General features: G+C 35.2%; 10 protein-coding genes and 1 pseudogene. 4 read left to right on the top strand and 7 right to left on the bottom strand.

What is annotated here, in order from left to right; translation table 11 throughout:
- Positions 1–80: 80 nt before the first annotated feature.
- The 4 genes and pseudogenes from A2J09_RS02835 to A2J09_RS02825 form a co-directional block, all read right to left on the bottom strand.
- Positions 81–1508, bottom strand: coding sequence for an amino acid permease (locus A2J09_RS02835; protein WP_036161096.1), 1428 nt, complete (start codon positions 1506–1508; stop codon positions 81–83).
- A gap of 276 nt (positions 1509–1784) precedes the next feature.
- A complete protein-coding gene (rocF, locus tag A2J09_RS02830) occupies positions 1785–2690 on the bottom strand; it encodes an arginase (protein WP_012293545.1) in 906 nt (301 codons plus the stop codon).
- A 563-nt stretch (positions 2691–3253) separates the two neighbouring features.
- Positions 3254–3534 (bottom strand): annotated as a pseudogene (locus A2J09_RS22735) (transposase); the annotation flags it as partial.
- Between the two features lie 251 nt (positions 3535–3785).
- Entirely contained in the window at positions 3786–4376 is a 591-nt protein-coding gene (locus A2J09_RS02825) for a TetR/AcrR family transcriptional regulator (protein WP_031417850.1), read from the bottom strand.
- A 126-nt stretch (positions 4377–4502) separates the two neighbouring features.
- On the opposite strand from A2J09_RS02825, the gene A2J09_RS02820 reads away from it, so the two are divergent.
- Together A2J09_RS02820 and A2J09_RS02815 are read left to right on the top strand one after the other, a co-directional pair.
- Positions 4503–5495 carry an NADPH:quinone oxidoreductase family protein gene (locus A2J09_RS02820; RefSeq protein WP_036161093.1) on the top strand — a complete coding sequence of 331 codons (993 nt, stop codon included), beginning with the start codon at positions 4503–4505 and terminating at the stop codon, positions 5493–5495.
- Between the two features lie 290 nt (positions 5496–5785).
- Positions 5786–6913 (top strand): acyltransferase, encoded by a 1128-nt coding sequence (locus A2J09_RS02815; RefSeq protein ID WP_012293542.1) that lies wholly within the window; start codon positions 5786–5788, stop codon positions 6911–6913.
- Positions 6914–7005: 92 nt separating this feature from the next.
- Here the strand turns inward: A2J09_RS02815 and A2J09_RS02810 are convergent, their stop codons facing one another.
- Positions 7006–9483, bottom strand: coding sequence for an S-layer homology domain-containing protein (locus tag A2J09_RS02810; protein WP_012293541.1), 2478 nt, complete (start codon positions 9481–9483; stop codon positions 7006–7008).
- A gap of 1053 nt (positions 9484–10536) precedes the next feature.
- Here A2J09_RS02810 and A2J09_RS02805 point away from each other — a divergent pair.
- Positions 10537–11052, top strand: coding sequence for a YwhD family protein (locus tag A2J09_RS02805; protein WP_036161090.1), 516 nt, complete (start codon positions 10537–10539; stop codon positions 11050–11052).
- A complete protein-coding gene (locus tag A2J09_RS02800) occupies positions 11052–11288 on the top strand; it encodes a ferredoxin family protein (protein WP_012293539.1) in 237 nt (78 codons plus the stop codon). The genes A2J09_RS02805 and A2J09_RS02800 overlap by 1 nt, the downstream gene beginning before the upstream one ends.
- A 152-nt stretch (positions 11289–11440) precedes the next feature.
- Here A2J09_RS02800 and A2J09_RS02795 read toward each other — a convergent pair whose 3' ends face one another.
- Positions 11441–11707 (bottom strand): hypothetical protein, encoded by a 267-nt coding sequence (locus A2J09_RS02795; protein WP_012293538.1) that lies wholly within the window; start codon positions 11705–11707, stop codon positions 11441–11443.
- Positions 11708–11866: 159 nt separating this feature from the next.
- Positions 11867–12304, bottom strand: a complete 438-nt coding sequence (dut, locus tag A2J09_RS02790) for a dUTP diphosphatase (protein ID WP_012293537.1) — start codon at positions 12302–12304, stop codon at positions 11867–11869.

Genomic DNA, 12304 nt, shown 5'->3' with positions numbered 1-12304 from the left:
TACGTCCTTCATTTTCTAAATTTGTGGAATTTAGAAGGGAAAATAGAAAAGAGTAGCCGTCTTAGCAGCTACTCCCATAGTTAAAGATACATTTTTTGCTCTAATTTTAACTGTACTTCTTGTTGGCTTATTTTCATCACCTTAGTCTTCTTCACTTTTACGTAATAAACGACATAACAGCCGATAAAGAATGCTCCACCACAATAAAGTGCTAATCGTTGCGATGGATCAAATGCCAAGCTTGCCATAACAATACAGTTTGCGACTAAACCGATAATTGGAATAATGGGATAAAGTGGAGCTTTGAATTTTAAATCCTCCACTTTTCCACCTTGTCGTACATAGGAACGTCTAAAAGCGATTTGTGATGCTGTAATGGCAATCCAGCCTATTTGAGCGCCTAAACCTGCAAGCGATAAAAGCCAAACAAAAACAGTTTTTGCAGCGAAAACACTAGACAGAAGTGATAATCCAGCTACAGCAAGTGTTATTAATAATGCGTTCATAGGAATCCCTCTCTTATTCACCTTCCCTAAAGCTGGGCTAGCCATTTTTTCAACGGAAAGAGAGAATAACATACGCGTTGCTGCATATAGACCCGAGTTAGCAACCGATAATAACGCTGTTAAAATAACGAAGTTCATGATGTCAGCCGCATAAGGTATACCTATACTATCCAATACAACTACAAATGGGCTTTCAACAACTCCAGCTTTATCCATAGGAATCATACCTGCAAGCACAACAACGGATAGAACAAAGAAGAAAAGCGTACGCCATACGGTTTGTTTAATAGATTTAGGAATCGTTTTTTCTGGATTTTCACTTTCACCTGCAGCAATACCAATTAACTCTGTCCCTTGGAATGAAAAATTCACAGTGATCATCGTTATAAGCAATGCTGTTACACCATTTGGAAATAGTCCACCCTCATAAAAATGAGTAAGGAATGGGGCATTCGTTCCATCCTTCATATCGATCAAGCCAAACATCGCTGCTCCCCCAACTCCTAGGAACATAATGATAGCTAAAATTTTAATGCTAGAAAAAACAAACTCTGCTTCACCAAATGCCTTTGCTGATAAACCATTTAATAAAAAGAGCAAGGCCCCGAAAATTAAACACCACATCCATACGGGTGATTCAGGAAACCATCTTTGCATAAGTTGTCCAGCCCCTAAAAATTCAAGGGCAACCGTTACCGCCCACCCCAGCCAATAAAGCCAGCCAACAGCAAAGCCTGTAGCAGGACCAATAAATTTCGTCGTGTATGTTTGAAATGAACCAGATACTGGCATAGCTACTGATAATTCACCTAAACAAAGCATCGTTAGATACATCACTAACCCGCCTACTAAATACGAAAGAATAGCACCTGTTGGGCCGGCTTGATTAATGGTAAAGCCTGATCCAAGGAAAAACCCTGTTCCTATACAGCCTCCAAGTGAGATCATAAACAAGTGTCTAGCTTTCATACTTCTTTTTAATTCATATTGTTCTGATGCCATAAAAAAACCCCTTATGCTACTATCTTGTAAGCACTTACTTTTGTAGGTGCAAAAAGATAACTATTAGAAATATCAATAGATTTGATTTTTAAAATTTAATCTATTTTGTGAACAGTCAATTTTCTGACAAATAAAAGTTCCCGTTTAGTCTAGAGCATTAATTCGTTCTATTGTAAACTACTATTAGGGAGAGCAATTTTCTAATGTTCGGTTGTGGCGACCTAATTTTATTAAAAAGTTCTTCCTTATCGCTCTTGCAACTTCCCTATCGTTTGCTTAAAGTAATGTATCGCCAAAGAGTGAGCTGATTAAAGCTACGGCAGCGATAGCTGTTTTATTATATTTATCTAATACCGGGTTTGTCTCTACAAACTCTGCAGAAGTAATAATATTTGATTCTGATAGCATTTCCATAGCTAGATGACTTTCACGGTAGCTAATACCACCTGCCACTGGCGTTCCTACACCCGGAGCATCATTAGGATCAAGGCCATCTAAATCTAACGATAAATGGACACCATCAGTGCGCTCCTTTAAATATTCAATCGTTTCAGCCATTACGGTCGTCATGCCTAAACGATCGATTTCATGCATCGTATAGACCTTTATACCAATTTCCTTAATTAGTTGCTTCTCACCCGGATCTAAATCACGTGCCCCAATAATAACAACATTTTCAGGCTTAACTTTTGGCGCATAACCACCAATATTTGTAAGTTCTGGATGACCAAGTCCTAAGCTTACTGCCAAAGACATTCCATGAATATTACCTGAAGGTGAAGTTTCACCAGTATTTAAATCACCATGGGCATCGTACCAAATAACACCTAGATTCTCATAATGTTTGGAAACACCTGCTAATGTACCAATGGCAATACTATGATCTCCTCCTAGAACTAAAGGAAAGCGTTTTGAGGAAATAACTTGATCTACTTTTTGACCAAGCTTGTCATTAGCATCTGCTACCGTTTTTAAATTTTTCAAGTTAGTTGTTGCTTCTATTTCTACTTCTTTATTAACAAGTTCGATAGTCAAATCCCCTTCGTCTTGAATGGAATATCCAAGACCCTCAAGTCGATCTGTTAGCCCAGCATATCGTATGGCACTTGGCCCCATATCAACTCCTCTTCTTGTTTGACCCAAATCCATTGGCACCCCAATAATCGTAACTTCTTTGCGCATAATAATTTCTCCTCTCCAATAATTACTTTCACAGTATAAAGAAAATGAAAAATTGACTCAACTCGACATTATTTTTAATTTTTATACAGTTTGGATTATTGAAAACATAGATTTTATCATGCATAAATGACTGCATAAAGAGCAAACCAATGCATACAAAAACAGTATTTTACAATTTCACATCTTTTATTGTCAGAAATTTCAATATTGAAACAGTAAAACTATTCTTTTTTTATCGTTTTTTCCGAAAATTTAAATGGTAATTTAAGATTTTAATACAATTTAAAGGTATAATATTAAAAATGTATCCTTATTTGGTTATATCAGGACCATTTTTTACTACTAAAAATTCTATTAAGTAGATTTACCTTTTCATTTTTGGACAGAAAAAAAGCCTTACATCATAGCTGTAAGGCTTCAGTCTGTCGACAAAAGGAATTGAGAAGTTCACACTCGATTCCTTTTGTCATTTTTTCTCTTTCATTATGTTTAAAAATGATAATTTGATATCCAATAAAACAGACTCTTCAAGTATAAGAACTCTTTGAAGCCGCCTGCCACGGCTAGTTTTTTGGTAGCAAGAGAGTAAGTATAGGCCTGCATGGACAATTTTTCAGACCTCTAGGTTGTCCATCGTATACCATGCTTTTCCTTTGCATCGGCAAAGACATGCTCAATCGTTTCCTTACGCTTGCATAAATTTGTTTGATGTCATAGGAATGGCGTAAATGTTCAGCTTCCTCCGCATACAGTTCCCCAATATGGCGTTGAATGAATTTTTTGTGATTCTTACTTTCTGTACATTGGGAAAGGCTTGACACTTAGCACCATTCAAAGGTTTCGATGTATTATCACTCCAAAAATTTACCTATGTAGATGGGGTACTTTATGTAGAAGTTGATGGGAACGAAGGGTGGTGACTCCAGCGGGAAAAGCGGGAAAGTCGAGATCCTGGACTGAGTGAAGCGAGGGAAGCAGCTCGACCCCGCCCGCGGAAAGCGTCCGCCCGTAGTGGAAATCAACGGCTTTACTTTATTTCATTGAGTTTGTCTACAGTCTGAAGCCTTACATCATAGCTGTAAGGCTTTAAAATTTCTACGTTTTTAATAATTTTAAAATACTATTCAAACATGTTTCTTTATAATATTGATGTTGTTCTTTTAAATCATCGGTTAACCATTGTATCAAAGAACCATCAATCATCGCCCTCATCATTTTTGCACTTGCGAGGGAATCCATATCCTGACAAAACACACCCTCATGTTGTCCCAACTTAATAATTTCTTGTCCGATTCCCCAGCAATTCTCATAAAATTTTAAGTTTATTTTCTTATACGCTTCATTTCCATTCGCTTGGGCTAAAAAATCTAAATACACTCTGTAAAATTTTTTATTATCTTGAGGGGATACAAAAACAGCATTTAAATAGGCGTGAAGTTTTTCAATTGCTGTCTCGTATTTGGCGATTTCTTTTATTTCAAAACTATAGATTTTGTTTGTTGTGGATTCCAGTAATTCTAATAATATGTTTTGCTTGCTCGTAAAGTAATAGTGGACTACCCCTTTCGAAACATTTGCATGATTGGCTATATCTTGTAATGTGACATTATCGTAGCCTAATTTTGAAACAGCATCAAAGGCTGCTTTCATTATCTGTTTTTTTCGTTCTTCCTCTTTCTTTTTCATAGAAGCCTCCAATGACTTGATACAAGTCATTATACATGAACAGAGTGCATTTTCCAATTTTATGTTGACCGGTCAGAATAATTTTGATACTGTTTAATGGAATTAGATTGTAGGAGGATGTTTACGATGACAGTAGAAAACTTTAAAGCGTTGGTAGTCAATCAAGATGAAAATTTTACAGTGAAAGTTAATGATCTTACTTTAAATGATCTTCCGAATGGTGAGGTATTAATTAAAGTAAGCTACTCTGGCATTAATTATAAAGACAGTCTGGCAGCTATACAGGATGGTAAAATCGTTACTTCCTATCCTTTCGTACCTGGGATTGATTTAGCTGGGATTGTTGTATCCTCTGAAGATTCTCGCTTTCAAGAGGGTGACAAGGTAATTGCAACAAGCTATGAAATTGGCGTATCTCATTTTGGAGGATTTAGTGAATACGCTCGAATCCCATCTAAATGGATTGTTCCATGTCCAAGCGGTCTTTCTCTCAAAGAGGCAATGATAATAGGAACAGCAGGATTTACGGCTGCTTTGTCGATTCAAAGATTACAGGAAAATGGCATTAGTCCTGAGAATGGAAAAATCCTTGTTACGGGGGCAACTGGTGGTGTAGGTAGTTTCGCTGTCTCAATTCTCTCAACACTAGGTTATCAAGTAGAAGCAAGTACAGGGAAAGATTCAGAACATGAATACTTGAATAACCTGGGGGCCACTTCAATTGTAGCTCGTGAAGAGGTATTTGATGGGAAGATTAGAGCATTAGGCAAACAAAAATGGGCTGCAGCTGTCGATTCTGTTGGAGGAGAACCACTTGCCTCTTTATTAAGTCAAATTCAGTATGGCGGTGCTGTTGCTAGCAGTGGGTTAACAGCAGGAACAAACCTTCCTACAAGCGTCTTCCCCTTTATTTTAAGAGGTGTAAATTTACTTGGAATTGATTCTGTTTATTGTCCAATGGATGTACGATTGAACATATGGGATCGTTTAGCAACTGATTTTAAACCAGCTAACCTTGAAGGCTTCATTTATCAAGAGGTAACATTACAGCAACTTCCAAATGTTTTACCTATTTTATTGAAAGGTCAAGCAAGAGGTCGATTTCTTGTGAAATTATAAATAGATACTCCTATATAAAGTGCGAACGAAAGCCTTCTTACATATGAATGTAGGAAGGCTTTTAAAATACTTTTTTCAGTACTTCAAGCTACTATGCATCAGGCATGGTAGCTTTTTTATTGTTTGACACCCGCCTGACATAAAAATTCATTATAGTAAGCCATGACCGTAATACTAGACGATTCTGATAAAAAATTGTCTAAATTCATGGTTCTAAACATACCATTAATGTATATAAGCATTACATTCAGGGAACTCAAAAACTATCAACTATTTTTGGAGATGATTATATGAAACGAGCACATATTGATGAATTAAATATTACTAGAGCCTTAGCTATACTAGCTGTACTTCTTATCCATTCTACTAGTACACCTGTTACAGCTTTGTCCAGCGAATCAAAACTCTACTCTATTTATGTTTTCTTCAATATTTTTCCTAAATTTGCTGTCCCTGTTTTTATTTTTTTAAGTGGGTTTGTTTTATTTTACAACTATATCCAAAAGGATTTCACCAAAAAAATGATTGTTTGTTTTTATAAAAAAAGAGTGACCCAAATACTTATTCCCTATCTCTTTTTTTCTGTCTTTTATTTTGCCGCTATGCAATTTTATGTGACGTGCGATTTTTCATTAGCATGGCACGCCCTTTTTAGTGTTGAATTTCTTCAGAAACTATTAATTGGAAAAGCATATACTCATTTATATTATATATTTATTATGGTGCAGTTCTATCTAATGTTCCCGTTATTCTTATATATTTTAAAGAAAAAACCTGCCCTATCCCCTCTTCTGATTTGGACAGGACTAGCTCTTCAATGGATTTTTATCCTATTAAATGCTGAGTATTGGCAGTATCCTTATAGAGGGAGTATTTCATTCTCTTATATACTTTATTTCTTGGCTGGTGGATTTTTAGGGGTTTATTTTGAAAAATATAAACGGTGGTTCCAACTAACCCAAAAAAACTTTCCGATTTCTATTTATTTCATTTGGGCTATTTGGTTATTTTCTACAATTTATAATATTTATCTATATTACTTTGTTTATTCATCTTCAACCTATTTAGCCAACAGTATCGTATTTGAACTAGTCTTTCAGCTACAATCTTTAACGGCCTGTATCGTCTTGTTACAGCTTTCTTTCTGGATTTTTAATAGAGGGAATAAAGCCTTGGTAAATGCCCTTATTAATCTTGGTACATTATCATTTGGCATTTATCTACTACATCCTTTTTTCCTCTTCCTTTATCGCCAAATTCCTGTCAGCGGTAATAGTCTCTTATTTCATGTTTGGAGTGTCGGAGGTTTTATTGTTGCTCTATTTATTACGTGGATTGTGGTATTTTTGGTGGGGAAATATTTTAAATATCATTGGATTGCATTCGGACCGATTCCAAAAGAATTTCCTTATAAATAAATGTTGCCTCTTATAATAGTAGAAACTATATTGACTAACAAAAAAGCCCTGTGGAAATTGTTCCACAGAGCTTTTTTCAATGATCGGCTTAATTATTTTGAAATTGAACCGTCTTTTACTTTGTTGTTATTAGCATCAACAAGGTTTGTAGCTTTAAATTCAACTACAATGCTATCAGTTAAAGCATAGTCAGCTTTAGTTGTCACAGTTAATTTACCATTAGCTACAGCAGCTTTAGCCACTTCTACAGTTGAACCAGCAATTTTTACTGTTAAACCTGTTGGTGTAGCTTGATCAGCAATACTTTCAGTGAAGTCAACTGTAAATGTTTTGCTATCTACTACTGTTACTTTAGAAGCTACAGGTACAATATTTTCTTTAAGAGCCACTAGAGTTGTAGCTTTTCCATTTTTAAGAGTGTTACCTTTTGTATCTACTACATTTTTAGCTTCAAGTACATAATTACCATTTGCCGTGATAGAACCTTCTGGTAAAGTGAATCGTACTTTTTTAGTGCCGTCCACAAATTGAAGTTGAGTGCCAGCAGGTAGCTCTTTTCCTCCAAGTGTGTAGTTAGAAGCATTTGTTGCTGTTGCAGTCACATCAGCAGCATATTCAACAGTGAATACATTGTTATCTGTTACAACAACTGGTGTTGTCCCAAGTACTAATGAATCTGTAGTAGTTTCTGGTGTAGCTTCATACGTTCCAGTTGTCACATTGAATGTAATTGTATCTGCAGTTACGTTGCCAGCTAAGTCAGCCACTGCTTTAGCAGATAATTCAAATGTATATGTTGAATTACTATCTAAATCAATGTCCACTTTCACCGTATTTTTCTCTGCACCCTCAATTTTACCGTTACCATCTACATCATAACCAGCATCTGCTTTTACAACTGTTTCTTTTCCAGTAGTGTAAGCAATACCATTTTGAGTTTTAAGAGTTAATTTACCATCTACTTTTACTGGTTCGCTAAAAGTAAGGTATAGCGCATCTACATCAGTAGTAGCATTTACATCATCAGCTACTAACATTTTAGTAGAAGCAGATACAAGTGTAGCAGGTGTTAAATCTTTAGATAGAATAGCCTTGAACTCAAATGCATCTCCTGCATTGCCAGCTAAATCTTTTTGTCCTTCTACTTTAACGTCCGCATTAATGAATGTAGCTGTACCTAATGCAGCTTTTGCATCAATAGTAAATACAGTTTTATCTTCTGCATCTTTCATATCAGCATCTTTTAAGTAGTAAACCGTAGAACCAACCGTTACTTTTGCATATTCTTCAGCAGTAGCGCCCGCATCTGCATCAAGATTTTGCTTCATTAATTCTTCTGAGAAATCAAACGTAATTTCTGTACCATTCACAGCAGTTGAAACAGTTGGTTTTGAATTATCAACGTCTGCTTTTAGAACCGTGAAGTTCACTGCAATCGGATTTGCAATATTATTAGCAAAGTCAGTTGCTCCTACGATGTCTACTTTATAAGTCTGTTCAGCAGTTAAGCCTTTGATTGTTAATGTCTTTCCAGATAAAGTATAACGATCTTTAGCAAGTTCAGTACCATTTAAGCTAACTGTTCCTTCGTTTTGTACAAGCTCATCGAAAGTGATTACTGCTGTTGTGCCTTTTGCTTCAACAGAATTTACGCTAACAGGAGTTGTATCAGCAAATGTGATTAATTTATTAAACTCTTCAGTTAGAACTTTTGCATCTGCTTTTGTTTTGATTGGGTTTACAGTTACTTTGCCATTTGTTAATTTAATTTCTTTATCAGTTGTTAAAATAACAGTCATTCCGTCTTCAGAAACTTTTGCGTTCGTAATAGCTACCCCGTCAATAGCGTATTTCGCTGTTACAGCAGCATCTTTTCCATCAACAGCTGTGTTGAACTTCACTTCAAATTCTTTTGCGTTAAGCCCTTTTACAGATTCTACTGCTGGTATTACTTCTTGAACTGCATCAATTGTACGCTTTACCATAGTAGCAAATTCTTCGCGGCTAATTTTATCCTGTGGTGCTAATAATGATCCTTTACCATTGATTACACCATTTTCAACAGCTGTTTCTAAGTAAGATACAGCCCATTTAGAAGCTTTAGAAGCATCTGAGAATTGACTAAGGTCTGCTTTACCAGTTAATTGATAACCTTGTACGATAACTTTTGCAGCTTGTTCTCTTGTTAATTGTGCTTTCGGTTCAAATTTACCATTACCCATACCATCAAATAATTCTGGTGAAGTGGCAAGCACTGCATTATAGAACCAGTCATTTTCATCTACATCTGTAAAATCTTCTGTTCCAGTAGCTTTTAAGTCTAATGCTTTTGATAAAATTTCAGCAGCTTCAGCACGAGTAAGTGTACCAGCTGGGTTGAAGTTTCCTTTTTCGTCACCTTGGATGAAACCTTTGTCAGTTAAAAACTGTACTGCTTCTTTTGCCCATGATGAAATGCTACCTGCATCATTAAATTCAGCAGCTGATGCTACCGGTACGATTGCTGATGCTACAAGTGCTGCTGTAGCAGTAGTTGCAAAAAATTTACGACCTTTGTTATGTTTCGTCATTTGTATATTCCTCCAGAATTCAAATAAATTATATTATTCTGTGAGAACAATATTACCGCTCTATTAAATTTTATTAATATGTATAATACGTTCTCTCAAATAATAATTACTAATAGTTATGGATAAAGCAGCCTTCAAAAATTTTCATGATGAAATATACCAATCAATCTTAAATTTGCTTTACAAGACAATAATATAACTACATTACCAATAAATAAACGCTAAAAATAAGGTAATTTTAATACCAAATTGGTCGTATAGGTAATTATTTCATAAATAATTACCTATAAATAGAAACTCATAGAGAAATGAAGACAAGATGCAGAAAAAACAGTTATTTATTGCTGGAAACTTTAACTTTCTATTTTTTTAGATTCCATTTATTTTTTAAAATAATAGTAGGGCTAATAGCTTTTCTAACGATATAAATGTAAAATATTAACAGACTAAATTCTATGCTAATAAAATAAAATATAAATTGTTAAAATCATTGTTTCGCTAATTGAGTGAGCTTGAAATTATATATCGTTTTTTTGAAGGGATGGATGAAAATAAATATAGGAAAGATGCGTTTTTTCATAATGATGGCAGAAGAATTGAATGTTGTCGTGCAGCAGAATGTCTGTGGATGGCACTACCTCCCCTTAGTCAAGTAAACTTTTTCAACAGACTAGGAGAATGGTTGAGCTCCATTTATCCTAAATCATCCTCTTAATAGACTATTTTTCAAGTTCCTTAATTACGTGAAATTCCAAAATTTTTAAGCGAAATATCCATAACTGTATATAGTTAATTTACCAGATCATAACAATTCAGACGTAAGTCCGAAGACAACAAAGGATAATAAGCTGTATAGTTCAGTTATACTTTTTAATCTAAAAAGTATAAGGAGAAATCCTAGGCAGCCCTTACGCATAGTTTAAAATTGCTACTAAAACGTTCAATTAGATTCTTTTTTAAAGCTATCGTAATAAGTGTGCTATTTTTTGTACTATAAATTGTTTGGAAATCGGAATATGTAAATATTGTAGAAAGTATGTGGGGGTGTTTTCTATGAAAGAAAAGATACATTTTACCATCTTAAGTAATGATTCAACCGATGGAGATGGGGGTTACGGCGTAGGTACCCTTGATTTAAATAATGTAACGCCTATTATTATAGATTGTGAAAAAAAACACGTATTTATAGACTTAGAAGCCTTACATGGGCGAAGTATTATTGAAAAAAAAGTGCGTTTTTCACCAGATTTAGCTCATGCTAGTGACGATTATAATCGTTATTGGATCGTTTGGGTAGCTCTTCAGGTCGGGGAAAATGGACCTTATTATGCGGGATGTACTGCAAGTGAAGTACGGGTAGCAAAGGAAGAACGACGCATTAAACTTGGCTATAAATCGTTGCCAGAGCAAGTAAATTATTTAGATAAAGCACTTAAAGGGACATTTATCCTAAGTCATGTCGATCCCAAATCAAAAAAACTACTTTTCCAATTTTTATCTGAATTTAATGAACAGTATTGGAAGCACTCGCCTGAAGAATTAAAACATCAATTAGGGGAGGATTTATAATGGCCTTTGTAATTACAGAATTATGTAGGGATGAAAAAGCAGCCGTTTGTTTAGATGTCTGTCCCGTAAATTGCATTGTAAATACAGATACACAATATGTCATTAACCCTGATATCTGTATCGATTGTGGCGCTTGTGAATTAGTTTGTCCCGTAGAGGCTATTTTTTTTGAGGATGAATTGCCTGCTGAATATCATACTGCCACTCTACTAGCACGTAACTATTTTCGGAACTAGATGATATACAGCTTACTATCTAATTCCAGCAGCAATATATTGATTGAATAGATGTCATGATTTAGAGCTCTGAACGCCATGTGAAAAAGTAGTACAAACGATGGTTTGTACTACTCATATACTTTTTATTTGATCTTAGCGAACAAACCATATTACTTGCTATCTATTTTTAAGACCTCCCAAATAGAATTATCTACTTCTATTGCTTGTCTATAGGGTAGCTCTCTATTAGCCTTCGCATTCCAATATGCCTCCCCGACAGGTTTATTACCTAATTCAAAATCTATACCATCCCACGTATCTTCACGAAATGCATAAAATGCCCAATGACAGCCATAATCATTAAAAATATCCATTAAATCCTTGATATATTGATCCGCTCCAGCAACCATTCGGTTAATGCCAAACTCTTCTGCCATATTATCACCTCATATAAATCCTACTGAACCTACGTTACACAAATGTGACAACCTATGTTTAAATATAAATTGATTAGATTATTCTAGGGAAAAATAAAAAGGATTGAGTTCAGTACATACCAAACTCAATCCTTACAAACGCCTATTGAAAACTTAATCTTATTTTGTACCACTCGCTCCAAATCCCGAAGTTCCACGAACCGTTTGAGATAATTCATTAACTTCCAAGAGTTGAATAGTAGGGACAAATTGAATCACCATCTGGGCAATTCGCATAGATTTTTCTACGAAGAACGTATCTTGACCATGATTAATTAAAATTACACCGATTTCCCCTCTATAGCCTTCATCGATTGTTCCTGGGCTATTGAGCACTGTAATACTATGTTTTAAGGCTAGTCCACTTCTTGGTCGAATTTGTGCTTCCGTTCCTTTTGGTAATTCAATTTGAATTCCTGTTTTAATTAATTTAGTCCCACCAGCAGGTATCTCTACAGTTTCAATGGAATAGAGGTCCATCCCAGCATCGCCAGGGTTAGCTTGCATGGGTAGCATTGCATCTTCATGCATTCTTTTGATTTTTACTTCTACATTCAT

The organism is Lysinibacillus sphaericus (assembly GCF_001629735.1).
Lineage (GTDB): Bacteria > Bacillota > Bacilli > Bacillales_A > Planococcaceae > Lysinibacillus > Lysinibacillus pinottii.
The sequence above is the reverse complement of the archived record's forward strand: the minus strand, read 5'-3'. Positions and strand labels throughout refer to the sequence as shown.